We start from the raw sequence: 26,422 nt of genomic DNA, 5'->3' as shown, positions 1-26,422 counted from the left end.
CTACTGGCCGAGCATGGCGAGTGCCTCGCGCATCGGTGCGAGCGAGACCGTGACCACCCCTTCAAGCGGTGTGTTCATCTCGAGGATCAGAAATATTGCGCCGGAAGTGGACAATGCGCCCAGCAACAACCCAACAATGACTGTGACGTTGGCGGAAGTGAACAGGCCAAATGCGCAAAAGATAATGGAGAGCCACAACACCAGGCATATCAGCAATGGTGCGGGGGTCGAGCCCACAGCTTGCAGCATCGTAAGTTGGCGCTCAGCCAACGCTTCATTCGCAATCTGGACGGCGCGTGCCTGCAGTTGACGTTGCGCGTCGCTGTGCGGCGACAGTTCCTCAAGCTTGAGTTGAAGGCTTTCCGCCCGCCTGACTGCCTCGATGCCACGAAGTTTTGCGATTTGCTCAGGTTTGCCGGAAGCGATTATCTGGATCGACATGTCGACCCTCTGCTTAAGCAAATCACGGACCTCCTTCGTTTCCGGGCCGTACTTGGCCAGAGCGCGATCGAGGAGGATGATGTTGGCGGCATTGCCCACTACCTCGCCGTTCACGGTATCGAACGAACTCTTTGCCGACGAAATCAGCAGGCCAAGCACCAACGCGGCCATCGTTGCTATCAAACCAACCGCCAGCTTCAAGACACCGGTTGATTCATCGCTAAGGTGGTGCTCTGGCAAAAGGGTACGCACATACAGGCCAAGCAACGCGCTGCAAAATACGCAGGCAAACACGATCAGAGCGATCTCAACGTGGCTCACTCGTTTACCCTCCTTCTCCGCTCGCAAATCGTCTCGAACGCACGACACACACCCAATCGATCATAAAATAGAATACAGGTTAGTTTGGAATACCGACATTGGCCTTTGGTCCAATAGGCGCACGACGGCGCGTGCAGCAGCCACGATCGCAATGCGCCAGGTCGGATTCCACTGATCAATCCAAATAGGAGAACCCATGGAACTCATCGGTATGCTCGATTCGCCGTATGTGCGTCGCGTCGCGATCTCATTGCAACTTCTCGGTCTGCGCTTTGAGCATCAGTCTGTCTCAGTCTTCAGCACCTTTGCGCAGTTTCAGAAAATCAATCCTGTCGTCAAAGCGCCGTCGCTCATCTGTGACGATGGGGAAGTACTCATGGAGTCAACACTGATCCTTGAGTATGCCGAGGTCCTCGCCGCTTCACGCAAGAGTCTGATGCCTGTTGGCATCGCCGCGCGTCAACACGCGCTCCGCGTGATCGGGCTCGCTCTAGCGGCGTGCGAGAAGAGCGTGCAGATTGTCTACGAACAGAACCTGCGCCCGGCTGAGAAACTACACGAACCCTGGGTGTCACGGGTGACCGGCCAACTTATTGCCGCCATTGAGGCGCTCGAATCTGAACTGGGTCGCCAGCCGTTCGAGGTTACCAGCGACACCATCAATCAAGCGGGTGTGACCACAGCGGTCGCGTGGCACTTCATACAAATGATGCTTCCCGATGTGGTCGACGCAGCGAACTACCCAACGCTGCGTAACCTCTCGTCACAAGCCGAGTCGCTGGCAGAGTTCAAGGCTGCGCCATACGGCTCGAGCACCTATCAGAACGGTGGCTAACCACGGTCATCCCCTAGCCTTGCGCAGAACGTCCGGTCTCATCGAGCCACTGAACGATGTTTTTCACAGTATCGCTATAGAAGGTGCGATACAACTCCTTCGACACATAGCCGATATGAGGCGTCGCGAGCACGTTGGGCAATTCGCGCAGAGGGTGCGGGTTGTCTAGCGGTTCGACGTCGTACACGTCCAGTGCTGCGCCCGCGATCTGACCGGTCGTGAGTGCCCGAAGCAGCGCGGCGTGATCGACGATCGGTCCCCTGGACGTATTGATCAGCCGGCTCGTGGGTTTCATCTGCGCGAGTTCCGTCGCCCCGACCAGACCTTGGGTTCGCTCGCTGAATCGCACGTGGATCGACAAAAAATCGGCTGTGGAGAACAGTACATCCTTGCTGACGAGCTGCACGCCTTTTTCCTCGGCGCGCTCCGCGGTGAGATTTTGGCTCCATGCGATGACGTTCATTCTGAATGCCCGCCCTATGATGCCGACAGCCGACCCGACGCGCCCAAGCCCGAGCAATCCCAGCGTTTTGCCCGCCAGCTCCTCGCCAAGTGAAACTTGCCACCCCCCTTGCCGCAGCGACTGATTCTCAAGAGAAACATTGCGGGCCATTGCCAGAATCAGCGCCCACGTGAATTCAATCGTCGGCGTGGACGAATAGCCCGTGTGACGGATTTCGATCCCGCGTTCCGCGGCGGCGTCCTGATCGATAGACGCATTCCCTGCGCCGGTCGAGGCAATCAACTTCAGGTTTGGCAGGCTTTCCATGATCTCGCGGGACAACGGTGTGCGCTCTCGCATCACGCATACGACGTCGAATGGCTGCAGGCGTTGAATCAGATTGCCGGTATCGGCGACGTGGTCGTTGAACACCGTAATATCGGCCATCTGCTTGAGAGGCGACCAGTCCGCCATGCTCAACGCGACGTTCTGATAGTCATCGAGGATCGCTACCTTGATAGGCAATTTGGGGTTCATGTTGCATGCTCCAGGTTCAGGGGTTCAGGCGCCCAACGGCGAGGCTATCTGAGACTATCGCACAGCGGCGCGGGAATATTCAACTCTGCAACTCCCGAATTGGACCGGCATTGAACTACGCGATGTAGCGTTCAAGCCCTGCGACGAGGATATCGAACGTGACACGGCAACGCGGGCTGGTGCGAAGGTCTTCATGCATCGTCACCCAGGTCTCCAGCTGCAACGAGAATTCAGTCGGTAACACGCGCGTCAGCGTGTCGTCGCGCCCGGCCAAAGCAACCTGGCAGCCGCCTATCCCCGCACCGCTACGAATCATCGCAAGCTGCGCAAGGTCACTGTCGGTGCATATCGAGAACGACTCGCGGTTAAAGCCTAAGAACGAGCGGCTGGCCTTGCGCACGAAGACACTCGGCTGGTCATATCCGATCAGGGAATGCCCTGCCAGCTCGCTGGCCCGGCGTGGCACGCCTTGCCGAGCCAGGTAGTCCTTGCGCGCATACAGGCCGACTTCGATGTTGCCGACGCGGCGTGCGACCAGTTGCTCCTGCTCGGGCCGCATCATGCGAACGGCGATATCCGCTTCCCGCCGTAACAGGTCTTGTACGCGATTGCTCAGTACCAGTTCGACTTTCAGCTCAGGGTAGCGCCGCCGCAACTGCTCGAAAATGGGCGGTAGTACCTCGACACCCATTACCTCGCTCGCCGACACACGCACCACGCCGCGCACCCCTTCGCCGTGGGCCGTGGCTGCCCGTTCGAGCGAGGCTGCAGTGCTCTCCATCGTCTCGGCGTAGGTCCGCAGGCCCAACGCCGCCTCGGTCGGAGTTAGACCGAGCTGTGAGCGCGTGAACAACGCAACGCCCAGGGCCTGCTCCAATGCAGCAATATGGCGCCCCACCGTTGGTTGGGTGATGCCCAGACCCCGAGCGGCACCAGACAGCGAACCCTCTTTAAGTACGCTGAGAAATGTGCGGTAGAGCTCCCAACCGATATTTGATTTCATACATTAATGTATAGCGAATGAACACTATTAGGCAATTCCCGTTTAACCTCGGTCGCCCCAGAATGCAGCCATCGACACTTTCTTTTAGAGGAAATCATGGGAATCAACAGCACAGTTCTGGTCCTGGGCGCCACCGGTGGCATTGGCGGTGAAGTGGCGCGCCAGTTGCGCGACGCGGGTTGGGACGTCCGGGCATTAAAGCGTGGTACCAAGCAAGCCATCGAGCACAAAGACGGCATCCAGTGGATTCGGGGCGACGCGCTTAACCGGGAGGACGTAATGAACGCCGCGGCAGGCTGCTCGGTGATCGTCCACGCAGTCAACCCGCCGGGATACCGCCGCTGGTCGGAACTGGTGCTGCCGATGCTCGACAGCACCATTGCTGCGGCCGCAGCTCAGGGAGCGACCATCGTATTGCCCGGCACTGTCTACAACTACGGCCCTGATGCTTTCCCGGTGCTAACGGAAGACACACCGCAGCGCCCGACGACACGCAAGGGGGCCATTCGCGTCGAACTGGAGCAGCGGCTGCAAAAGGCCAGCCGTGAAGGAGCACGCGTGCTGATCGTGCGGGCGGGAGACTTCTTCGGACCGAAGGCGGGTAGCAATTGGTTCTCGCAAGGCCTCGTCAAGCAGGGTCGGCCGGTGAAAACCATCAGCTATCCGGGGCAGCGTGGCGTCGGGCATCAATGGTCATACCTGCCGGACGTTGGACGCACCGTGGTCGAACTGCTCGCACGCCGCGACACACTGGGTGCCTTCGCCAGTTTCCATATGGAGGGCCACTGGGACGCAGACGGTACACAGATGAGCGATGCGATCCGTCGCGTGGTCGTGCGCCGAACCGGGACCGCACCGCGCGTCGCAGCATTTCCCTGGTGGCTACTCGTATTGGCTTCACCGTTCGTCACAACCTTCCGCGAAATGGGCGAGATGCGCTATCTCTGGAAAACACCTGTGCGTATGAGCAACGCGCGACTGGTAGCGGCACTCGGCCGCGAACCGCACACGTCTCTCGACGAGGCGGTCGAGGCGACTCTGGCGGGAATGGGGAACTTGCAGCAGGGTTAGCGCACGCTGGATTGCATGAGGCGATGGGTGCCCCATTGCGGTCATTCAGCTCAGGGCTATACTGCACAAACGACTAAGCCGTCCTCATCGCCGCCGGCATCCGCGGTACATCACTTCGGACTTTATCCCCAATCATGTTCAATATCCTCCTCGTTCCGCTGGACGGCACACCCCAGAGTGTCCATACCGTCGACCTGGCCAGCCGCGTGGCGGCGCCAGGCACGGCAACCATACACCTGCTATGCGTTGTCGACCCATCCTACTTGCTGCCCCCCGGTTGCGAAAGCGGTGTCGCGTCCGATGGCCTGATCTATCCGCCGGCACACGCGCAGACATCTTTCGCACAAGCAGCCCTGGCTGCCGCAGCCGCACAGCTTGCCGGCCGGAATCTCACCGTGGAACAACACCTCTGCCCGGGAAATCCGTCCGACGTCGTCATCGAACAAGCCCGGCTGCTGACTGCGGAGGTCATTGTGATGGGACATCACCATTTGTCACGGCTACGCCGCTGGGCCAACCCGTCGACCTGCGGAAAAGTCATCGAACAGTCGCCTTGTGCGGTACTGATAGAAACCCGCGAGTAGGGCTAAGCTTGTGGCCCTGGTCAGGTGGTTGCGAATTGCTCATGCCACTGCGGGATATGTCTCGACGTAGGATTCATCGTGACATCCGTAGTAGGTGACCTTGCGTGCAGTCAAGTCCACCTCATAGCGGACCACGCCCGCCTGCCAGGAGGCCAGCAGGAATTCTGCAAACGTGCCCTTCCCCGCCTGATCGACGCGCAACGCCCGGATCAATGCGGCTTGGTCGAATTGCGGCACGTCAGCAGCACCCGATAACAACGGCGTGCCTTGCACGACCACCGGCCCGTCATCTGTCAGGTACAGGCTTTCGCATGCGGGTAAGAACCACACGTTGCTCTTCACGCCTGCGCGCCGAAGGGTCTCGGCCAAATACGGGAAGCCGCCGACCTTGGGTCGGCCCGCCATGGCCCGTTGTTGTGCCGCCTCTAGATTGGCTATCGCTTGGCTCATCTACACTCTCCTACAAAAAGCGCCGCTGGAAATCCGTGGTCTCGTAGTCCGGTAGTCCGCACGGCGCTTCAGTCCACGGGAACATTGCTTATCCGATGAATATCCGCAAGCTTACTCAACAGGAATCGAAGTGTGGTCTGCTCCGCAGGGTCCAGAGCGCCAAAGAAGTGTTCGTCGTTTTCATCGGCAATCGCGGCGAGATCGGGCAGAACGCGGCCCCCCTTCGACGTCAGAGAAAGGAACTGAACGCGGTTGTCCTCCTCACTCGTCATGCGAGAGATCCATTTCTTCTCTTGTAGCTTATCCAGGACCTTCGAGATCGCCCCGCGAGTCATGCTCATCGCATCGGCCAGCTTAGCCGGCGTCATATCCGCCCACCTTTGGATCTGATTAAGGGCGACCCATTCGGCTAGCGATACATTTCGCTCTTGCAAAGCACGAGCGAAATTGCCGGAAACACGATTGGACACGAGCCGCAGCCAGTAGCCCAGGTGTATGTCGAGGGTGGGCAAAGATTGCAACGATGTTTTCTGATTGCGCATAACGTTGATATCACCGAGTGACTTCCATGGAAACCATTATGGTTTCCATGGAAAGTTATGTCAAGATATCTGCGAAGACCAAGAACGCTGCAATCAGCCACTCACTGACTTTGGTACTGGGTGAACGCCGGCTTTCGGATCAACGGTAGTCGCTCAGATCGTTAGCCGCGCAGTGTCGGTTCAACTGGCCTGTGCCGCCGGCGCCAAGCCGGCCCCGCTCCAGAACGCGACGGCGGACGACGCCAGCAAGAGCACGGCAGAGATCGCCAATGCGTTGCGCACACCGCCCATGATGCCCACGCCGGTGCCGCTGGCGACGATGGCACCAAAGATGGCGACTCCCGTCGCGCCGCCCACCTGGCGCGCCGTGTTCAGCACAGCCGACGCGGTGCCCGCTTGGTGACGCTCGACGCTCGACAGTATGGACGTCGTCATCGCTGGCACTGCCAGCCCCATGCCGATCGGGACCAGCGCCAGGCCGGGCAGCATATCGAGGAAAGTCGCGTGGTCCGAGATGCCTAACGTGCCAAGCAGCGCGTAGCCGGCGCTACCGATCAGGCTGCCCACCACCATAAGCAGGCGCAGTCCGGTGAACGCCGACAAGCGCCCACCGGCGATGTTGGAAATGACAGCAGTCCCCGTCAGCGGCAAAAAGGTCAGGCCGGTCTCAAACACGGAATAGCCGCGCACTTTTTGCAGGTAGAAGCTAAGCACGAAGATCACGCCGTAATAGGTGAAGTTAGCCAGCACGCCAAACAACACGGCACCTGAAAAACGCGTGCTATGGAACAGCGTCAGCGGCAGCATCGGCGACCGTACACGGCTCTCGACCACCAGGAAGGCGGCGCCGGCGACGAAGGCCAGCACGAAGCCGCTTCGCACCGCCAGGCTGGACAAGCCCAGTGCTTGCACCTCGATCACTGCGCCAATGAAGCCGATCAGCGCGAGCACCGACAGCAGCTGCCCCGGTAGGTCGAAGTGGCGGGACGGTTCCTTGCTGGGCATGCGCGGCACGACGTAATACGTCAGCGCGAAGCCGGCCAAGCAGATCGGCACGTTGACCCAGAAGATGCTGCGCCAGCCCCCCATCGACAACAACAGGCCGCCGATCACGGGACCGGCCGCGATCGACACACCACCAGCCGCTGTCCACCAACCGATGGCCTTGGCCAGCATTTTTTTATCGTGGGCATAGGCAAAATTGAGGATGGCCAACGAACTGGGTAGGAGTAGCGCCGCGCCCACGCCTTGCACCGCGCGGGCCATGTTCAGTGCCATGACCGACGGCGCCATGGCGCAGGCGACGGACGCCAGCGTGAACAAGCCGAAGCCGGTCAGGAACACGCGCTTCGCGCCGAATTTTTCGCCCATCACGCCGGCCGACAACAGGAAGGCGGCGAAACCCAGCGTGTAGGCATCGACCACCCACTGCAGGGCGCTGACGTCGGCGCCTAACTCCGCGCCCATCTTGGGCAGTGCCACATTGACGATGGTAACGTCCAGTTGGACGATGATGAACGCGAAGCTGCTTGCCAGCAGCACTGCCGGCGACGGCTTGTGCGCCGCCGCGTTTGATGTCGTATGCATCTTGGCTTGGCGTCCCTTAGCGACCGGCGCTCTGGCCGCCGTCGACGTGCAGGATTTCTCCCGTGATGAACTCTGCCGAATCCAGGAACACGACGGCACTGGCGACTTCGCTCGCTTCGCCCATGCGACCCAGCGGATGGAAGCCGCCCAGCATTTCGTGGTATTCCGCAGGATGCATAGGCGTCTTGGTGACGCCCGGCGCGACGGCGTTCACGCGGATGCCTTGCTTGGCATATTCAATCGCCAGCGCCCTAGTGACGGCGTTCAAGCCACCCTTGGTCAGCGCCGCCAGTGCCATATGCGCGCCGCTGATGCCGTTGTCGATGCTGGCGGTGATAGTCACCACGTGGCCGCTCGCATGCTTTTCCATTTCGGCGATGGCCAGTTTGGTGATGTGAAAGAAGCCAGCCATGTTCACGTTCATGACGGCCTCGTAGTCTTCGGTGGTGTTCTCGGTGAAAGGCTTGCCGATGTAGATGCCGGCGTTGTTCACCAGCGTGTCGATCCGGCCAAATCGCGCGACACCTTCGGCAATGACACGCTGCGCGGTCGCCGGATCACCGATATCACCAGCTACCGCGAGAATGTTCGGGTCTTCCGACGGTTTGATCGCACGCGAGGTCGCGACGACGCGGTAGTCGAGCTTTCGAAACGCCTTCACGACTTCAGCGCCTATGCCTTGCGATGCGCCGGTAACGACGACAACCTTTTGTGATGTGCTCATGCTTTTACTCCGGGAAACCGCGGTAGCGGATGAATGGGAACTCAGTGACATCGATGGTACTTGGATGCGATATCTGCAACAATGGGCCTTTTCGGCAAATCATTTTTGTCGAAACAGCATTTTTGGTCCCCTCTCCACTGGAGCAGCCATGAGAGTCCAAGCCTTACGTTATTTTTTGATGCTCTCGACGACGGGGAGTTTTCTAGCCACCGCCCGGCACTTCGAGGTCCCGGCTTCGTCGGTGTCACGATTCATTGCATCTCTGGAGAAGGAACTGGGACAGCAGCTCTTTTACCGGAGCACGCGTGCCGTCACGCTCACCGAGGAGGGGCAGCGCTACTATTCGCAAGTGCGTGAGGCTGTAGAACTGCTGGATAACGCTGCCGATCAGCTCGCCCATAGAGACGCCGGTATCAGTGGGCTAGTCAAGATCAATGCGCCAGTGGGGCTTGGCAGGCTCCATATCGCCCATCTGGTCAATGAGCTGCAAGCCAAATATCCTGACCTGTCGGTAGAACTCACTCTTACGGATAACGTTATTGATCCGGTGCTGGAAGGTGTGGATATCACGATACGTGTAGGACAACTGATAGATTCCGGGCTGATAGGCAAGGTCGTGAGTACCGATCGATACTTGCTTGCTGCGAGCCCAGAATACCTGGCTTTGCACGGCACCCCACAAACCCCGGACGATCTCTTACGGCACAGTTGCCTCTTGTTCAAGGGTCAGCTAGCACCGCAGAGGTGGTTTTTCAGGCGCTCGTCCAAAGAGAATTTCGAATCACCTGATGTGAGCGGTTCATTGCGAAGCAACAACGCAGAGGTACTAGTGGCGGCTGCGTTGGCGGGACGCGGAATCGTGCTCTTCCCGAGCTGGCTGTTCACTCCGACGAGCTTCAAAGAGGGGAAGCTTTTGAGCTTGCTAACAGGCTGGCATATGTCAGCGTCCACTGAAGACCTACACATTCAAATTCTCTCGCCTGAGAACAGGCTGCGGTCTCGCAAGGTGCGCGAGGTCTCCGCTTTCCTTGTCGATGCGATCGGATCCCCCCCTTACTGGGACGATGTGTAGATTTTGACTGCACTCTGCTTTCGACTAATCACGATAATCGCGACGGCTGCCTGTTCATGCATAGCGTGCGAGGAACATGTCAGCGGCCGATTCTGCGACCTGCTTTTGCTCCTGTTCGCCCAGCGGCGCCTGGCCCATCGCCACCTGCGGCCAAAACGCGAAGGCCTTCACCAGCGCCTGTAACTGCAGGGCCGCGAAGAGCGGATTGTCTGCCTTGAGACGACCGTCGGCGGTGGCCGCCCGGATCCACACGGTCAGGTCTTCCTCACGTTCGCCCAGGCGGGCGACCATGTCGCGCGCGCGCTCCGGCGAATGGATTCCGGCCGCGATCGCCACACGTGCAAGTGACAGGAAGGACTCCTCGTTCAGAAGCCGCAGCTTGCGGCCCAAAAGTTCGAGCAACTGAGCACGCAACGGTGCGTCCGCGCGGTAGGTGGGCGCATCTCCCGTCTGGCTCGCGTCCCATAGCTGATGGAGAATCGCCGCGAAAAGCGCTTCCTTGCTCGGAAAATGGTTATAGACGGTACGCTTCGAAACGCTCGCCCGGGCAGCGATGCGGTCCATGCTGGTCGCGTCGTAGCCGGCCGCGAGGAATTCCTCGATCGCGGCGCCGACGATGGCGGCACGCTTGCGGTCAGTCAGGCGCTGAGGGGTTGCACTGGGATTCATGACCAGATTTTACACTGAGCAGTTTACTTTTCCCCAAAATAAACTACACTCCCGAGTGTACATTTCTCTCTGGATGACCTATCTCATGACGTCGCTTTCCGCTTTAGTCAGCCGCACGCTCGGCGTTACTGCTGCACAACGGGGCCGCGCGTTGTCCAGCTCCTCGCCGCAGCATGATGGTGAACGTTTTCGCAACGTCAAGCCACGCCCTGTCGAAGGCCTGCGCAAGACGCTCGCCATTGTCTGGAACATCTTGCTCAACAAGCCGCGCGGCACCGTGCCGACAGACGCGTTGCCCGTCGATGCGCTGACGCCTGCACAGCTCGATGCGGCGCCCGACCGCAGCCTCTACCGGCTCGGTCATTCGACGATGCTGCTGAAACTGCGCGGCCAGTTCTGGTTGACCGATCCCGTGTTCGCCGAGCGTGCCTCGCCTTTTCGGCATCTCGGCCCAAAGCGCTTCCATGCGCCGCCGATCGCGCTCGCCGATTTGCCACCGCTGCGCGGCGTGATCCTGTCGCACGACCACTACGATCACCTGGACCGCGAAACCGTGCTCGCGCTTGCGCAGCGCACCGGCGTGTTTCTGACACCGCTCGGTGTGGGCGACCGGCTGATCGAATGGGGCATCGACGCTTCGAAGGTGCGGCAGCTCGACTGGTGGCAAGCCGCCGAGATAGACGGTATGCAGTTCACCGCTACGCCCGCGCAGCACTTTTCCGGCCGCAGTCTGTTCGACGGCAACAGTACGTTGTGGGCGTCGTGGGTGATCGCCGACGATGATCTGCGCGTGTTCTTCAGCGGCGACACGGGCTACTTCGATGGTTTCAGGACTATCGGCGAGCGCCTTGGGCCATTCGACGTCACGCTGGTCGAGACGGGCGCATACGACTCGCACTGGCCATACGTTCACATGCAGCCCGAAGAAACGGTGCAAGCACACATCGATCTGCGCGGCAGTTGGCTCGTGCCGATTCACAACGGCACCTTCGACCTCGCGATGCACCGCTGGCAGGAGCCGTTCGAAAGGGTGGCGGGACTGGCCCTCGCGCGCGGTGTCGCGCTGTCGACGCCCCGCATGGGCGAGCGGCTGGATCTGAACGCGCCACATCGCGGCGAACGATGGTGGCGCCAGGTCGTCGAGACCGTTGCGGCGCCAAAGACCTCATGGCGGCTGTGTGCCTCGCGCAATGCCGCAGACTCGAGCTCTTCGTAATCGCTTGTGGGGGTCGCCTGCTGACGCTGCGAACATCGGCCCTAAAAAACTGCACAGGCCGTCACGATGAATCCTCTGGCGCTGCGTGTTACGCCTTCCTGGTGTGCACGACCGGGAAGTCGATCGCGGTACCGGCGACCTCGTTGACGTAGTTCGTCCAGATATTCAACGCCACGTTCGCCACGATCTCGATCACAGCGGCTTCGCTATAGCCTGCGGCCTTCACCGCGCTGAGATCGGCATCCGATACGCGACCGCGTGCGTCGGCCACCCTCTTCGCAAACAACACGGCGGCGGCGGCGTGCGGATCGTTCGAGCCGCCGTTGCGGTTCGCGGTAATTTCGGCGTCGTCGAGCTTCGCGACGTTCCTTGCGAAATAGATGTGAGCGGACAGGCAGTAGTCGCAGCCATTGACTTCTGCAACGGCGAGCGCGATGCGCTCACGCGTTTGCGCCGATAGCTCGCCCTTGCCGAGCGCGCCCTTCAGGCTCAGACAGCCCTCGAGGGCGGCCGGGCTGTTGCCGACCATGCGGAACTGGTTGGGCACCACGCCCAGTTGCTGGTTGACAGTTTCAAGCAGCGGTTGGGATGCGGCCGGGGCTTGCGCGACGGTGGCCGGCGTAGCAATACGGGTCATGAGTTTCCCCTTTTGAGATTGAGTTGCACTGGAGCCGCTGCCAGGTCATCGCTGGTCCAGCCACCGCCGAGTGCACGAATGAGGTCTACATTCGCGTCCAACTGCTGCGTTCGAAGCGCGATGACGCTGCGTTGCGATTCAAGCGCGGCGGATTGCGCCTCGACCACGTCCAGATAACTGACCGCACCGCGCCGATAGCGTGCGAGCGAAAGGTCGACCGACTTGTCAGCGGCACTTGCGGCGTCTTGCTCCTGACCCGTTGCGGTGCCCAGATCGTCGAGCAGCGAAAGGTCATCTTCCACCTGCCTGAACGAGGCCAGTACCACACTTCGGTAGCGTTCGCCCGCCTCTGACGTTGCCGCCTTCGCGGAGTTCAACTGTGCGCGCCGCTTACCGCCGTCCAGCAGGTACACCGCAAGCGATGGTCCGACCGCCCAATAGGAACTGGGGGCGCTGAGCAGATCCGAGAGCACCGAGCTTTGCGCGCCGCCCTGCGCACTGAGCGTGAGTGACGGGAAGTACGCGGAACGTGCAACGCCGATCTGCGAATTGGCCGCAGCTATACGCCGCTCGGCTGCCGCGACATCGGGCCGCCTTTGCAGCAACGCCGATGGCACACCAACCGGAATGACGGGCAATTGAATTGCGCGGGTACTCGGCTCAATCCGAAAGTCCGACGGCGACGCACCAACCAGGACGGCAATCGCGTGTTCCAGTAAGGCTCGCTTGGCCCTGACCTGTGTAAGCTCGGACTGCGCCGACGACAGTTGGCTGCTTGCACGCGTCACATCGAGATCGGACACGATGCCTGCGTCATGCCGGTTGCGCGTCAGATCGAGTGCCTTTTGATATGCCTGGTCAGTGCCCTCGATAAGCTGGATTTGCTGATCAAGGCCGCGCAGGTCGATGTAGCTTCGAGCCAGCTCGATTTCGAGGCTCAACTGCGTCGATGCCAGATCCGCCTTTGACGCCTGGCCTTCGTCCTTGCTTGCAGCAACGGAATCGCGCACGCGTCCCCAAAGGTCGACTTCGTAGTCAACCTGGACGCCTAGCGTGGCCGAGGTGTAGTCGCTCGGCCCGGTGGCGCTGCGCAACGGCTTGGTGTCCGACTCGCGGTCACGCTGGATATTGCCGGCAGCACCGACCTGAGGGTACAGCTGCGAGCTGACCTCCTTGATGTACGCCTCTGCCTGCACATAGTGAAAGTACGAGGCGCGCAGGTCGGGGTTATTCTTGATCAGGCGTTGCTCGAGGTCATCGAGTTCGGGCTCATCGTACAGCTTCCACCATCCCGCGCGGTCAAGCTGGTCCGCCGGGCTGGCCTCGGTCCAGGGTCCCTGAGGCTGCGACTGCGACTGCGACTGCGACTGCGACTGCGACTGAGGCTGAGGCTGAGGCTGAGGCTGAGGCTGCGACTGATACTGTGCCGCGACGGGTACGTCCGGGGCTTGGTAATGCGGCGCGAGCGAGCAGGCGGCCAGCGCCATGGCACTCATGATCGAGGCCAAAGTCCGATGCTTAGGATACTTAGCCATGGTTTGCCACCTTAGCCCCGAGGCTGATCACCTGAACATGGTCACCCTCGACAAGACCATCGGGCGGTGTGTCGATCACCCGGTCACTGTCGGCCAATCCCGAGCCGATATCTACCGCGTTTCCCAGGTCCTGCAGGATCACGACGGATTTAAACCGGACCGCGTCGCGCCCATCGACGGTCGCCAGGCGCAGCCCCCGATTGTCGAATATCAACGCACTGGCCGGCACGCGCAATGCGCCGGCACGCGCCGGCAGCGCAAAGTGCAGATTCACGAAACCGCCCGGCAGCAGGAGATGACCTGGATTAGCGACCAGCAACTGAACGAGCGTCGTTCCCGATTCCGCGTTGACGGAGTCGGCCAGACCTACCACTGTGGCCGTAAAGGTCTTGCCGGGATACTCCGGGACGGTGAAGGTGCCAGCTCCACCGGATTTGATCATCGGTGAATATTCTTGCGGCACACGCACGTACAGGCGCAGCTGATCCACGCTCGATACCGAAAAGAGCTGCGCCCCGGCACCACCGCCGGCATTGATCAATGCGCCGACGTCGGTGTCGCGCGCGGTGATCACACCGTCGAACGGAGCGACGATCCTGGCGAAACCCTTGGTCGCGACCAGTCTGTCGACGTTCGCTTGAGCCGCCGCCACGCGGGCTTGCTTCGCCACATAGTCTTGCGTGCGATCATCGACCTCCTGATGCGACACGGAGTCAGAGGCTAGCAGTCCTTGCCAGCGATCGGCAGTCGTCTTGGCCAGCGCGGCATCGGCTTTTGCGCTGGTCAGGTCGGCCTTCGCCTGATTCAACTGCTGATCGAGTTCGGGCGTATCGATCACGGCAAGCTCTTCGCCGGCCTTCACCGGGCTGCCGATATCGACACGCCACGATTTCAGGTAGCCGCTGACACGCGCATAGATGGGCGCGCTCTCGAAAGCTTCCAGCCGGCCAGGCAGATCCAGCGAACCGCCTGGTGCCTCCTTGGCTGGCACAACGACATCCACGGACGGTATAGCTTGAGTTTGCGTCCAGTCTTTGAGCTGATGCTCATGCTTCAGGCGAAGTGTGATGCCACCCACCACGATGATGACGGCGAGCGCACCACCGACAATTCCTGCAAATGAAAGCTGGCGTTGCGGCAGCGCCGCACGCGATGTAGGTTCATACGACATGAATCGAATCTCCGGAAATCGGCGCGGGCGAAGTGCGACCCCGACGCGAATGGAACATGCAAAAGACGGCCGGCACGAGGAACAGCGTGGCGGTAGTTGCGAACAGCAGTCCGCCGATCACCGCGCGGCCCAGCGGCGCGTTCTGCTCGCCGCCCTCGCCCAGTGCCAGCGCCATCGGCGCCATGCCGATAATCATCGAGAGCGCCGTCATGAGGACCGGACGGAACCGGCTCGTACCGGCTTCCAGCGCTGCCTTGAACGCATCGCCGTGTTCGGCCAGACGTTCGCGGCAAAAACTCACCACCAGAATGGCATTGGCAGTGGCCACGCCCATACACATGATGGCGCCCGTCAGGGCGGGAACAGATAATGTGGTGTCCGTCGCGAACAGCATCCACACGATGCCGGCCAGCGCGCCGGGCAAAGCAGAAACAATCACAAGCGGATCGGTCCACGACTGGAAGTTGACAACGATCAGCAGGTAAATCAGCACGACCGCGCCGAGCAGCCCGAAAAGCAGGCCGCTGAAGGCATGGTTCATGGTCTGGACCTGGCCGAGCAGAACCACCTTCCCGCCCTTGGGCAAACCCTGGGCATTGGCGGCAACGACGCGGTTGATGTCGGCGGAAACCCCACCGAGATCGCGCCCCTGGGTCGTGGCGAAGATCTCCACCATGGGCTGGACGTTGTAGTCGCTGACGACTTCATTGCTGACGGTGCGATGGATGCTGGCCACGCCGGCGAGGATCTGCCCATCGTTTGCCGCTGTACCACCGGTCAGCGGCAGGTTCATCAGGGACGGCAGCGAATCGAGACGGTATTGCGGCGTCTGCACGACAATCGGATATTCAACGCCATTGGCCTTGTTGAGCCAGTACGTCGGCGCGACCTGACCCGATCCCGCCAGGTGCACGAGCAGGCTGTTCGTGACATCGCGTTCGGTGAGGCCCTGAAGCTGCGCGTGGGTACGGTCGACGTCGATATCAAACTGGGGATTGGCCTGCGATTGCTCGATGCGAGCGTCGACAACGCCAGGAATACGTCGGATCTGAGGCAGCATCAGGTTCGCATAGGCAAAGTCGGCCGGCAGACTCTTGCCGCGGATTTGCAGGTCTATCGGTGCAGGCGAGCCGAAGTTCAGGATCTGGCCGACGATGTCCGCAGGCGGGAACGAGAACGTAACGCCCGGAAACTCGCGCGGCAACGTTTCGCGTAACTTGCGAACGTACTCAGCCGTGGGGTGATGACCCTCGTTTAGCGAGATCTGAATATCCCCGTCCTGCGAGCCTATCGTTCCCGTGTTGTTGTAGGCAGTATTGATGGAGCTGGTTGAAAGTCCCATGTTGTCGACGACGGTGCCGAGCTCGGATGGCGGAATCGTCGCCCGCACGCGCCCTTCCACCTGCGCGAAGATCTCAGCCGTGGTCTCGATACGCGTACCCACCGGCGCACGCACGTGCAACAGGATCTGGCCGGCGTCGACATCCGGGAAGAAGTTCCGCCCGAGAAACGGCACCAGCGCGAACGACAGCACGATGAAGCTGAAGAACCCGACTACAAAACGGCGACGATGGGTCAAGAGCAGCTCGAGTATCCCGCTGTAGTTCGAACGAACGCGCTCGAAGCCTTGCTCGAATCCACGCTGAAACCGCACCAGTGGGTTGGGCGAATGGGGATGCGCTTGTTCCTGGGTCTGCACGTGGGGCTTGAGCAGATATTTGGCCATCGTGGGCACGAGCGTGCGCGACAGGATGAACGACGAGATCATCGCGAAAATCACCGCTTCCGCCATCGGTACGAAGAGGAATTTCGCTACGCCTTCCAGGAAGAACATCGGTACAAAAACGATGCAGATGCAAAGCAACGAAACGAACGCCGGCGTGACGATCTGTGCGGCGCCATCGAGAATGGCAGCCTCGACGTCCTTGCCTTGCTCGAGGTGCCAATTGATGTTCTCGATGGTCACGGTGGCGTCATCGACGAGGATCCCCACCGCGAGCGCGAGCCCCCCGAGCGTCATGATATTCAGCGTCTCTCCCAGGGCGGACAGTACTGAAATCGATCCGAGAATCGCGAGCGGAATGGACGTCGCGATGATGACGGTTGACCGCCAACTACCCAGAAACAGCAAGATCATGACGCTAGTGAGCAGCGCGGCAATCACGCCTTCCCGCGCGACGCCAGAAATTGCCGAGCGAACGAATATCGACTGGTCTCCAATCGGATCGATTCGAAGGTTGTCCGGCAAAGAGGTTTTTGCCTCGGCCGCTTTTTCCCTAATGCCGGAGATGATCGACAGCGTGGATGCCGATCCGTTCTTATACACTGTCAGTAGTACAGAGCGCTTTCCTTCCACGTGAACAATATTGGGTTGCGGCGGACTGCCGTCGATCACATCGGCGACGTCGCGCATATAAACGGTGGTCCCGTTGGCCGATTTGACGGGCATGCCGGCAATCGCGGCGATCGTCGCTGGCGCGTCGTTCAAGTGCAGCGTGTACTCGTAATTGCCGATCTTTTCGGTGCCTACGGGTGTGATGAGATTCTGCGCCGCTAACGCGCTCTCGACGTCCTCGGCGGACAGTCCCCGAGCCTGGAGTGCAGACGGTTTAACGTTGATCTGAATCTGCCGGGTTTTGCCACCGAATGGAAACGGGATAGCGGCGCCGGCTACCGACGTCAGCGCCGGGCGCAGTTGATTCAGACCCAGATCTGCCAGATTTTGCTCGGAGAGACCCTTTCCAGAAAGGGCGAGCTGGATGACAGGAACCGTCGCGGCGTTGTAATTGATAACAAATGGCGGCGTGGTCCCAGGCGGCAACTGTTTCAGGATTTCCTGCGAGATCGAAGTGACCTGCGCGTTCGCCGTCCCGATGTTAGTGCCCGGCTGGAAGAAAATCTTGACGACGCCATAGCCGTTAAGAGAGCTGCCCTCTATGTGTTCGACGCCGTTGACCGTCGTGGTCAACACCCGCTGGAACGGGGCCATGACGCGCCCCTCCATCTCGTCGGGCGAAAGTCCCGTGTACTGCCACACGACACTGACAACCGGGATATCGATACTGGGAAAGATATCCGTAGGTGTACGAAGCGCGGCCAGAGGACCGATGATAAGAATGAAAATAGCCAGTACTACGAATGTATAAGGCCTTTTCAACGCAATGCGAACGATGCCAATCATATAAATCCCACAATTTCAAAGTCGGCGGCCACCCAACCCACAGCGCCCTCCGGCTACCAGATTCCCTATGGACTACCTCGATCTGGGTTAGATGAGATCCGGCACGCCTTGATCGGCGCGCCGGAATCCGGACTTTACTGGACCGCTGTCCGGCGAGCAGCACCGATCCAGTGGATGAGACCAGCGACGACTCCAAGCGCGATACCAAAGGCGACGATACCGCTCCAGCCAAAACGGCTCATCAGCCACCCGCTAACCACCGTGCCGACGGCACCGCCGAAGAATGTAGCGGTCATATAGAGGCTGTTGATGCGGCCCTGCGCTTTCGGATCGACCGCGAAGGCGCGAGTCTGGTTGGATACCAACCCGGCCTGCACGCCGATATCGAGCACAATCACGCCGATCACCAGGAACGTCAGCGAGGAGTTCGCGTGGGAGAGAAGCAAGTAGGCAAGCGTAACGATGCCGATACTGGCCCCAACCACAGCGCGGGCACCGAACCGGTCGGAGGCACGGCCGCCGGCCGAAGCGGCAAACGAGCCAGCCGCGCCGATGATGCCGAAGGCGCCCGCCCACACACTGCCGAGGTGCCACGGGCCGGTGGCGAGGAGCGCAGCCAGATTGACCCAGAAGGCGTTGAAACAGGCCCATAACAATGCCTGGATAATCATCGATTCACGAATCGGACGATTGTCCCGCGCCAGCGGCCAGAGCGAAGCGAGCAGGCGTCCGTAGGAAAGATTCGTCGTCGGTTCGCCCTTCGGCAGGAGCGCCGCGGCAGCGACAAAGACCGGCACCATGAACGCCGCTTCCAGTCCGTAGACCGCGCGCCAGCCATAAGCCGCGCCGACCACGCCGGCGACCGTGCGACCCACCAGGATGCCGACCATGATGCCGCTCACGACGGTCCCGACGTTACGCCCTCGCTCGCTTGGCTGCGACATGACCGCCGCGAAAGGCACGAGTTGCTGAGGCACGCAACTGACGATGCCAAGACCAAACGAGGCCCCGATCAGCGCCCAGATACCGGGCGCGAACGCCGCCGCCGTGGCGAACACGAAAGCGAACGCGATCTGACCGAGCACGAGCTTGCGCCGGTCGAAGCGGTCGCCATGCGGCAACAGCAACACAAGCCCGGTCGAGAAGCCGAGCAGCGCGGCGGCCGCGACGAGATCGACCGTCGTCAGGTCGACCCCGAGCCCCGCTTTGATCAACGGCAGAATCGGCTGGATGCAATACACATTGGTGATCACCGCGCCGGCGATGATCGCCATCATGACGATCTTGGCGCGCGAGGCGACCGCGGGCGTAGGTGGACTAACAGGTGTGGCGGGCAGGCTTTGCATGGTTTCCCTTCTTGATTTTGCTCTCTGCGATGTCTGCAGCGACATGCTGCGGTCCAGAGTCTAGGTACGAACCTTACCTGCTTGCATTTACGAAGAGAATCCCTCACGATTAGGAATCATCCTTCCATTATTTGATAGACCCCATGAATCGGCTTGAATCCATGTCTGTCCTCCTCGCTGTGGTTGATTCCGGCAGTCTGTCGGCTGCCGCGCGTCACCTGGACATGCCGTTGGCAACGGTCAGCCGCAAGGTTGGGGAACTGGAAGCGCATCTGAAGACGCGCCTGCTGCACCGCACGACGCGACAACTTTCGTTGACGGAAGCGGGGGCTTCATACGTGGCCGCTTGCCGGCGCATTCTCGAAGAAATTGGAGAGGCCGAGCGCGCGGCGACCGGTGAATACGCCACGCCCAAAGGCGAGCTCGTGGTTACCGCGCCCGTCTTTTTCGGGCGCTTGCACGTCGTGCCGGTGGTGGCGGACTTTCTCGCGCACTATCCCGAGATCAACGTTAGCCTTGTACTCACGGATCGCGTAGTGCATCTGATGGACGAGCACGCCGACGTCGCGGTTCGGATAGGCGCATTGCCCGATAGCACGTTGATGGCGACCGGAGTCGGAACGGTCCGCCGGGTCATATGTGCGAGTCCCGCCTATTTGGCAACCCATGGTGTGCCGGCCCGACCACGCGATCTCGCCGAGCATGAGTGCGTTACCTTCGAGGTCCTCGCGTCCATGCGCGCCTGGGTTTTCGAGTCCGGCAAGTCAGAGCTGTCCGTGCCCGTTTGTTCACGGCTTACAGTCAATACGGCGGAGGCCGCTATCGCAGCCGCGATTCTCGGCGTTGGACTGATACGTGTGCTGTCCTACCAGGTTGCGGACGCTATCCGTGAGAACGCACTTAGCGTCGTACTCGACACTTTCGAGTCGGCGCCCTTGCCCATCCATCTCGTGCATAAGGGACAAGCGCCCCTGCCGTTGAAGTTGCGTGCTTTCCTCGACTTCGTGACGCCACGCCTACGCAGTCGGACATCGCGCGGACTCACCGACGTCACGACGGCCTGACTAGTTCGTCTTGGCGAGTATCGCGTTGCTTCCCCTGGCGCCCTGTAATTCGTCTGCTACACTGAATCAAGAAGCCGCCGGGCGCGAGATAGTGCGGAGGTGTAGTTATGCTTGAGTCTTCCGATTTTCGGAACGTAAGGATAGCGCTTAATCACGGAAGCGGCCGTATGCCGGCTCTCGGATTTGGCACACTGATTCCCGATGCCGCGACGACTATCAGCGCGACCAAAGACGCGCTGGCAGCCGGATATCGACATTTCGATTGTGCCGAGCGATATCAGAACGAGCGTGAGGTCGGCGAGGCCCTGCGGGTCGGGCTTGCTGCTGGAGGGATCGCGCGCGAAGACATCTTTGTGACCACAAAATTGTGGAACTCCAATCATCAGCCCGAGCGCGTCGAACCGGCTTTCGAGGCGAGCCTTGACAGGCTTGGGCTCGACTATCTGGATCTCTACCTCATTCACACCCCGTTTGCATTTCAGCCCGGCGATGAGCAGGACCCGCGCGATGAAAACGGCGACGTCATCTACGATGAAAGCCTGACTTTGCTCGATACGTGGCGGGCGATGGAAGATCTCGTCGACCGTGGCAAATGCCGCGCGATCGGACTGTCTGACATCGACTTGGACAAACTGCGCCCCCTCTATGAATCGGCACGAATCAAGCCGGCGGCGGTGCAGGTCGAAGCCCATCCGTATCTTCCAGAAACGGAACTCCTGGAATTCTGCAAGGAGAGAGGGATTGTGTTTTTGGCCTTCGCGCCATTGGGTCACGGGATAAAGGCGGGGCCGCTTCAAGATCCCGTCGTTGCCCAGGTTGCCGCGCGGATTGGCAAGACGCCGGCAAAGGTACTGCTTGCTTGGGCCGTGCAGCGTGGCGGGGCTTTGCTGACCACCCCCAAGACGGCGGCCCGCGCGCAAGAAAATTTCGACATCTCCGCGCTTCCCGCCGACGCATTTGACGAGATCAATCGGATCCAGACCCGGCATAGGTTCAACGAAGTCGTCAAGACCGGCACCCCGGGCTTCATCCCGCCAAGTCAATGATAGTTAAACCTGGACTGCGTCCGGAGGCCGTCGATGCACGAGGAAAAAAACCGTGAAGCCCTGAATGCGCACTGGAACGCGTCGGCCGCTGGCGATTTGGACGCGGAACACGATATCTACGATGACGATGCCATTTGTGATTATCCTCAATCGGGCGAACGAATCCGCGGGCGTATCAATTTGCAGGCGTTGCGGGGACATCATCCGGGCAAGCCCTCGGGTTTCGATGTCAAGCGCATCCAAGGCAACGGTAATCTCTGGATCACGGAATACACCATCACCTATGCGGGGCGAGTGGCGTACACCGTGAGCATCATGGAGTTCTCCAACGGTAAGGTCGTTCACGAGACCCAGTATTTTTCGGAGCCGTTTGAGGCACCGGGTTGGCGCACTCAATGGGTGGAACGAATACCGGAATAGCCGGTTCCATTAAACACGCCGCGCGATGCCTGCGCGTACGCAGGCGCATAGACCCCCACCCCCACCCCGTTGAGCATGTGCACGTTGGCTGCCGAAGGTCGCGGCCTGTCACAAGCCGTAAACTCACTTCATCAACTGCCACAAGTGCTAGGGAATATTCGACGTTCTTGAGTGTTTGTCACCATGGTGACCGATGCGCTATCCGCATTCTAGGATTCGCGGCACGGAGCCCCAGACAAGACGAATAAACACTCTAAGGATGAAGATGAACGATGCGCCCAATCAAATAGGCCCTTTGGACTCGTCCGCGCTCCGGGATCATCTTACGGAAGCAGGATGCCAGGTATTCGCGAAAGGCTCTGACGTCTATACAAACGCATGTCGAATTTGGAACGGCGCCGTGAAGCACGAGCCCGCCTTGGTAGTACGCTGTTCCTCTGCGAGCGATGTTCAACTGTCGTTGAAGGCTACCAAGGCATATCGGTTTCCTGTCTCCGTCAAGGGCGGCGGTCACGATTGGTGCGGCCGCGCTATAGCGGATGGTGCCGTCGTTCTCGACCTTTCGGCAATGCGGAGGGTTTCAGCGGACAAGAACTGGAAGGAAATCACGTTTGCGGGCGGCGCAGTTTCATCCGACGTCGTCGCGGCGGCCCAAGCGGCCGGGCTCACGGTCGTCACAGGCTACTCCGGTGCCGTAGGCATGGCGGGCTTGCTGCTTGGCGGCGGATACGGACCTTTGACAACGCGCTTAGGTCTGGTTGCGGATAGCCTGCTGGAAGCCGAGGTCGTATTGGAAGACGGCCGGCTGGTGACGGCCAACAAAACCACAAATGCCGACCTTTTCTGGGCGTTACGTGGCGGAGGCGGAAACTTCGGCGTCGTGACCTCAATGCGCATTCGCGCTCATGCCATCCCAACGCTCATGTCGGGCTTGATCATGTTCCCTTGGGCGGACGCCAGGGCTGTGTTGCGTGGTTACGCCGCAATGATGGAGTCCGCTCCGGATGAGCTTTCCGTGGCGGCAGTACTCTCGGTTGCGCCGAGCGGCGATCCGATCGTCGCGCTGGCTCCCACGTGGACCGGGGATCCAGAGCAGATGCCGCCATTCATCGCTCGGCTCCAGAGTCTAGGCACGTCTTTTATGACAAGAATCGACCCGATGACGATCGGACAAATGCTTTCCGGCTACGACGATGCACAGGTCGTGGATGGCCGTTACAACTTCGTGCAGACAAGGTGGTTACACACGCTCAGCGACGATGCGATTGCGACATTGACCGCGGCGTTCGAGGCTCGCGAGTCGCGATTTTCGAGCGTGGTGCTCCATCACTTCCACGGTGCTGGTCCGCGCATCCCTCCCGAGTCCACCGCCTTTGGCACGCGCAATGAACATTTCACGGCTTTGATTTATTCAACGTGGGAGCAAAGCGACGAGATAAACTCGGAACGGCACCGCGCGTGGGGCAAGGATCTGTGTGCCCAGCTCGCGCACCATGCGCTTCCAGGCGGATACGCGAACTTGTTGGCAGCGGATTCGCACGAGCAGATCGAAGCGGCATACGGTAGCAACGCTCGCCGCTTACGCGAAATAAAACTCAAATACGATCCGTCGAACACCTTCTCATCCGCGATTCCTTTGCCGCCTTGATTCCACGGCATTGAACCGTTGGAGGCGCTACGCGACGCCGCAGCAAACTATTGCCCGCCGCGAGCCTCCGCAAGCGCGATCGTCAAGTGCTGGACCTTCTTTTTCAGCTGATCGCGCTCCTGCGTGAGCTCTGTAACCAACAGAGTCAGACGATGAATGGCAAGTTGATCGGGTGTAGCGTCGACGGGTGGAGGTGCGGGTTCCGGCTTGGGTGGCAGTCGGGCCTCGCGCACCTGTCTTGCCGCCTGGCGCAATTCCTTCTTGCCTCCGGCAACAGCCGCCACCTGCTCCTCGCCAGGCAAAGAGGCAACGGCCGCCGCGGCATTGATAGAAATCACGCCCGCCTTGACTGCGCTGACCAGCTCGGGCGCAGCCGTTTTCTGGATTTTCTCGATTTGACCAAGCGTCGCGCTGCTCACCCGCGCCGCCCGTGCAACAGCCTCGCGAGTCCACGCCGGATCGGTTCCGGATTGCGCGGCGGCGTCAGCCTCGGCCGGCTGCGCGGAGGATTGTTGAGCTTGCGTTTGTGCGAGACGCGCAGATACGATTTCTTTCTTCCGCAGCGCGAGTACGCCGCGTTGGAAATCCGAAACGCTGCGCCGCCCGAGGTGATTGTCGATCATCCACAGATGCACGTCGTCTATCGACTGGAACGTCTGGTTTTGCACCGTATTGAAAGGGATTTGGTGCTTCTGGCAGATGCCGTAGCGGTTGTGTCCGTCGACCAGAAGATCGCCCCACAACACCAGTGCATCGCGGCACCCTTCGGCGAGCAAGCTGCGTTCGAGCGAGGCGTATTCGTCTTCTGTCAGTGGATCGATATAGGCGCGGAGGTCTTCGTTGATAGTGATCGTCATGGGCCAAACAAAAAAAATGGTTGCGCGGTAAGTGGCGCCACAATACCGTAAGTTGCCTAAGCGCACCACGCTTTAATAACTGATGTTTTGTCACGGATTTCGCGTATCGTGACCTGTCACTGTTCAAGTTCGTTGACAAACCGCATAGGGAACTGCAATGGATCAAGACGGGCCACCAGCCGCTGCTGAAATAGAGCAACCCGTTCCGTTCATCGAGCGTGGCTCGTATCCGAGGCGGAGTGGAAACCTAGTTCGACCGCTGGTTGATAGTGGCCCAGCATTCCGCCGCATAGGTGAGGCCGTGGAGAGTGCACAGCATAGTGTCTGGATCACCGTCACCTTCATGGCGTTAGATTTCCAGATGCCGGACGGCCGAGGCACGTTTCTCGACGTCCTCGACCGTGCGGTCGACCGAGGCTTGGACGTCCGTGTCATTTTTTGGCGCCCGAACCCCCAGAGCAGCGGATACGGCCAAGCTTTCGCAGGTACGAGCGCGGACTTCGATTTGCTTGCTGCCCGTGGTTCGCGGTTTCGCGCCCGCTGGGATCGTGCGCCTCTCGCTTATTGTCACCACCAGAAAAGCTGGCTGATTGATGCGGGTCAGGCATCGGAGACCGCTTTCCTTGGCGGGATCAACCTGACGTTTGCCGTCGTCGAACCTGGCCACACGGGCGGGGGGCAACGCCATGACATCTACGTCGAGGTGACCGGGCCGTCCGCTAGTGATGTGCATCACAACTTCGTCCAGCGGTGGAATGAGGTCAGCGAACTGAACACGGCATGGGGTGTTTGGGGACACGAGGACGAAGCGACGCTGCCCTTCCCCGAACGCTCGTCCGATAGACGAGGCAACAGCATCGTTCAGATTCAACGCAACATACACGCTGGTTGCTATCGCGACGCTCATGCGGCTCCGGATAGTCCACCCTACCCCATTGCCGACGGCGAGCGGTCGATCACGGATCAATATCTAGTGGCCATCAAGGCCGCTCGCCGCTCGATATACCTGGAAAACCAAGCGCTTCCTGTGCCGGAGATTACGGGCGAGCTGGAGCAAGCCCTCAAGCGAGGTGTGCATGTCGTGCTTCTCGTGCCGGGAGTCCCTGAGGAATATCTAAGCGAATGGCGACGACGTCCAGAGCGCAAGGCGTTTTTCGACCCGTTGGAAGCACTGGGTCGATACGAAAATTTCACGTTGACGGGAATCGCGGGTCGAACGCGATTTGGCGATCGAGAGTACGTCTATGTTCACGCGAAAATCATGCTGGTTGACGATGTGTGGGCGACGATAGGATCGTGCAACCTGCATTCGAATTCGCTCTTCGGTCATAGCGAGATGAACGCAACGGTATGGGATCCGGATGTGGTGCAAGCACTGCGCTGTCAACTTCTCCGAGAACATCTGGGCCAAGATACTCAGCAGTTGGACGATTTGTCGGCGATGCAACTTTATCAACGGATTGCGCGTGAAAACGCTGCGCGATGGGAGGCCAGCGACTTCGAATGGCAGGGCCTGGCCTGCAGCCTGAACCCCGCAACCTATGGCGAATCGCGGAAGCGATAGCGTTGAGTCGTCGGAGCCGCAGATGCAGTGGGTGGCCGCTGTCGAGAAAATCGAACGTTCACTCTCGACCCTTACCTGCCTTTTGCTTTCTCTTGAGGAACGTCCGCCCCGTTGCGGCAAGCCGCCATCCGACTCGGCTGAAGCAGGTCAGTCCAGCGCCAAGCCGGTACGTTTAGAAAGCGCCGATGTATGTTCTTCGGAAGCCTGTCGATGGTACGGAGGAGAGGCTCGCCTCCAGTTAAGATGGAATGAATCTGTCTATCGCCGATACGGAGTGACATGGCACTGGGCGGCATAGATCCAAAACAAAAATCGGCCATCGCGGTCTAGCGTCATTTCTCGTAATCGCTAGAAATGGGTGCAACACCCTACCTCTACCGAAGAATCCAAGTTTGCCAGCTAGGCGGTCACGATGGTCTCGCCAAAACGAGTACGCGTTTCGATGCCTCAGTCCTGAAA

Annotated in this window: 24 protein-coding genes; 10 read left to right on the top strand and 14 right to left on the bottom strand. The window is 60.1% G+C overall.

Features of this window, described 5'->3' with window-relative positions:
• Entirely contained in the window at positions 1-762 is a 762-nt protein-coding gene (locus GSQ77_RS25510) for a hypothetical protein (protein WP_158906039.1), read from the bottom strand.
• Positions 763-958: 196 nt separating this feature from the next.
• Here GSQ77_RS25510 and GSQ77_RS25505 point away from each other — a divergent pair, with 196 nt between their 5' ends.
• The gene (locus tag GSQ77_RS25505; RefSeq protein ID WP_158906037.1) at positions 959-1,597 is read left to right on the top strand and encodes a glutathione S-transferase; all 639 of its coding nucleotides are present in this window, start codon (positions 959-961) and stop codon (positions 1,595-1,597) included.
• Between the two features lie 13 nt (positions 1,598-1,610).
• On the opposite strand, the gene GSQ77_RS25500 is transcribed toward GSQ77_RS25505, so the two are convergent.
• Together GSQ77_RS25500 and GSQ77_RS25495 are read right to left on the bottom strand one after the other, a co-directional pair.
• Positions 1,611-2,576: a D-2-hydroxyacid dehydrogenase family protein gene (locus GSQ77_RS25500; protein ID WP_158906035.1), complete on the bottom strand. Its 966-nt coding sequence runs from the start codon at positions 2,574-2,576 to the stop codon at positions 1,611-1,613.
• Between the two features lie 115 nt (positions 2,577-2,691).
• Positions 2,692-3,579 carry a LysR family transcriptional regulator gene (locus GSQ77_RS25495; protein WP_158906033.1) on the bottom strand — a complete coding sequence of 296 codons (888 nt, stop codon included), beginning with the start codon at positions 3,577-3,579 and terminating at the stop codon, positions 2,692-2,694.
• A 96-nt stretch (positions 3,580-3,675) separates the two neighbouring features.
• Here GSQ77_RS25495 and GSQ77_RS25490 point away from each other — a divergent pair, with 96 nt between their 5' ends.
• Positions 3,676-4,650, top strand: coding sequence for an NAD-dependent epimerase/dehydratase family protein (locus tag GSQ77_RS25490; protein WP_158906031.1), 975 nt, complete (start codon positions 3,676-3,678; stop codon positions 4,648-4,650).
• 134 nt (positions 4,651-4,784) lie between these two features.
• Positions 4,785-5,234, top strand: coding sequence for a universal stress protein (locus GSQ77_RS25485; protein ID WP_158906029.1), 450 nt, complete (start codon positions 4,785-4,787; stop codon positions 5,232-5,234).
• A 39-nt stretch (positions 5,235-5,273) separates the two neighbouring features.
• Here the strand turns inward: GSQ77_RS25485 and GSQ77_RS25480 are convergent, their stop codons facing one another.
• The 4 genes from GSQ77_RS25480 to GSQ77_RS25465 form a co-directional block, all read right to left on the bottom strand.
• Positions 5,274-5,684: a DUF1398 domain-containing protein gene (locus GSQ77_RS25480; protein WP_158906027.1), complete on the bottom strand. Its 411-nt coding sequence runs from the start codon at positions 5,682-5,684 to the stop codon at positions 5,274-5,276.
• Positions 5,685-5,752: 68 nt separating this feature from the next.
• Positions 5,753-6,226 carry a MarR family winged helix-turn-helix transcriptional regulator gene (locus GSQ77_RS25475; protein WP_158906025.1) on the bottom strand — a complete coding sequence of 158 codons (474 nt, stop codon included), beginning with the start codon at positions 6,224-6,226 and terminating at the stop codon, positions 5,753-5,755.
• Positions 6,227-6,406: 180 nt separating this feature from the next.
• Positions 6,407-7,813, bottom strand: coding sequence for an MFS transporter (locus GSQ77_RS25470; RefSeq protein ID WP_158906023.1), 1,407 nt, complete (start codon positions 7,811-7,813; stop codon positions 6,407-6,409).
• A gap of 16 nt (positions 7,814-7,829) precedes the next feature.
• The gene (locus tag GSQ77_RS25465) at positions 7,830-8,537 is read right to left on the bottom strand and encodes an SDR family NAD(P)-dependent oxidoreductase (protein WP_158906021.1); all 708 of its coding nucleotides are present in this window, start codon (positions 8,535-8,537) and stop codon (positions 7,830-7,832) included.
• A gap of 148 nt (positions 8,538-8,685) precedes the next feature.
• On the opposite strand from GSQ77_RS25465, the gene GSQ77_RS25460 reads away from it, so the two are divergent.
• Positions 8,686-9,609 (top strand): LysR family transcriptional regulator, encoded by a 924-nt coding sequence (locus GSQ77_RS25460; RefSeq protein ID WP_158906019.1) that lies wholly within the window; start codon positions 8,686-8,688, stop codon positions 9,607-9,609.
• A 54-nt stretch (positions 9,610-9,663) separates the two neighbouring features.
• On the opposite strand, the gene GSQ77_RS25455 is transcribed toward GSQ77_RS25460, so the two are convergent.
• Complete coding sequence (locus tag GSQ77_RS25455; protein ID WP_158906017.1) at positions 9,664-10,278, bottom strand: TetR/AcrR family transcriptional regulator; 615 nt, start codon at positions 10,276-10,278, stop codon at positions 9,664-9,666.
• Between the two features lie 85 nt (positions 10,279-10,363).
• On the opposite strand from GSQ77_RS25455, the gene GSQ77_RS25450 reads away from it, so the two are divergent.
• Positions 10,364-11,494 (top strand): MBL fold metallo-hydrolase, encoded by a 1,131-nt coding sequence (locus tag GSQ77_RS25450; RefSeq protein WP_158906015.1) that lies wholly within the window; start codon positions 10,364-10,366, stop codon positions 11,492-11,494.
• 88 nt (positions 11,495-11,582) lie between these two features.
• Here the strand turns inward: GSQ77_RS25450 and GSQ77_RS25445 are convergent, their stop codons facing one another.
• The 5 genes from GSQ77_RS25445 to GSQ77_RS25425 form a co-directional block, all read right to left on the bottom strand.
• Positions 11,583-12,131: a carboxymuconolactone decarboxylase family protein gene (locus GSQ77_RS25445; RefSeq protein WP_158906013.1), complete on the bottom strand. Its 549-nt coding sequence runs from the start codon at positions 12,129-12,131 to the stop codon at positions 11,583-11,585.
• Entirely contained in the window at positions 12,128-13,666 is a 1,539-nt protein-coding gene (locus GSQ77_RS25440) for an efflux transporter outer membrane subunit (protein ID WP_158906011.1), read from the bottom strand. Before GSQ77_RS25440 ends, GSQ77_RS25445 begins: the two co-directional genes overlap by 4 nt.
• The gene (locus GSQ77_RS25435) at positions 13,659-14,837 is read right to left on the bottom strand and encodes an efflux RND transporter periplasmic adaptor subunit (protein WP_158906009.1); all 1,179 of its coding nucleotides are present in this window, start codon (positions 14,835-14,837) and stop codon (positions 13,659-13,661) included. The genes GSQ77_RS25440 and GSQ77_RS25435 overlap by 8 nt, the downstream gene beginning before the upstream one ends.
• Positions 14,827-18,018 carry an efflux RND transporter permease subunit gene (locus GSQ77_RS25430; RefSeq protein WP_158906007.1) on the bottom strand — a complete coding sequence of 1,064 codons (3,192 nt, stop codon included), beginning with the start codon at positions 18,016-18,018 and terminating at the stop codon, positions 14,827-14,829. Before GSQ77_RS25430 ends, GSQ77_RS25435 begins: the two co-directional genes overlap by 11 nt.
• Before the next feature lie 134 nt (positions 18,019-18,152).
• Positions 18,153-19,364: an MFS transporter gene (locus GSQ77_RS25425; RefSeq protein WP_254067786.1), complete on the bottom strand. Its 1,212-nt coding sequence runs from the start codon at positions 19,362-19,364 to the stop codon at positions 18,153-18,155.
• 143 nt (positions 19,365-19,507) lie between these two features.
• On the opposite strand from GSQ77_RS25425, the gene GSQ77_RS25420 reads away from it, so the two are divergent.
• From GSQ77_RS25420 to GSQ77_RS25405, 4 genes are all read left to right on the top strand, one after another.
• On the top strand, positions 19,508-20,428 hold the full coding sequence (locus GSQ77_RS25420) for a LysR family transcriptional regulator (protein ID WP_158906003.1): 921 nt from the start codon (positions 19,508-19,510) through the stop codon (positions 20,426-20,428).
• A gap of 107 nt (positions 20,429-20,535) precedes the next feature.
• The gene (locus GSQ77_RS25415) at positions 20,536-21,474 is read left to right on the top strand and encodes an aldo/keto reductase (RefSeq protein WP_158906001.1); all 939 of its coding nucleotides are present in this window, start codon (positions 20,536-20,538) and stop codon (positions 21,472-21,474) included.
• A 33-nt stretch (positions 21,475-21,507) separates the two neighbouring features.
• Entirely contained in the window at positions 21,508-21,894 is a 387-nt protein-coding gene (locus GSQ77_RS25410) for a nuclear transport factor 2 family protein (protein ID WP_158905999.1), read from the top strand.
• A 400-nt stretch (positions 21,895-22,294) separates the two neighbouring features.
• A complete protein-coding gene (locus GSQ77_RS25405) occupies positions 22,295-23,542 on the top strand; it encodes an FAD-binding oxidoreductase (RefSeq protein WP_158905997.1) in 1,248 nt (415 codons plus the stop codon).
• Between the two features lie 47 nt (positions 23,543-23,589).
• Here GSQ77_RS25405 and GSQ77_RS25400 read toward each other — a convergent pair whose 3' ends face one another.
• The gene (locus tag GSQ77_RS25400; RefSeq protein WP_158905995.1) at positions 23,590-24,399 is read right to left on the bottom strand and encodes a hypothetical protein; all 810 of its coding nucleotides are present in this window, start codon (positions 24,397-24,399) and stop codon (positions 23,590-23,592) included.
• A 301-nt stretch (positions 24,400-24,700) separates the two neighbouring features.
• Between GSQ77_RS25400 and GSQ77_RS25395 the strand changes: the two genes are divergently transcribed.
• Positions 24,701-25,963: a phosphatidylserine/phosphatidylglycerophosphate/cardiolipin synthase family protein gene (locus tag GSQ77_RS25395; protein ID WP_158905993.1), complete on the top strand. Its 1,263-nt coding sequence runs from the start codon at positions 24,701-24,703 to the stop codon at positions 25,961-25,963.
• The last annotated feature ends 459 nt before the right edge of the window (positions 25,964-26,422 follow it).

The organism is Burkholderia sp. L27(2015) (assembly GCF_009765705.1).
Classification (GTDB): Bacteria; Pseudomonadota; Gammaproteobacteria; order Burkholderiales; family Burkholderiaceae; genus LMUX01.
This window is presented reverse-complemented; position numbering and strand designations above follow the sequence as displayed.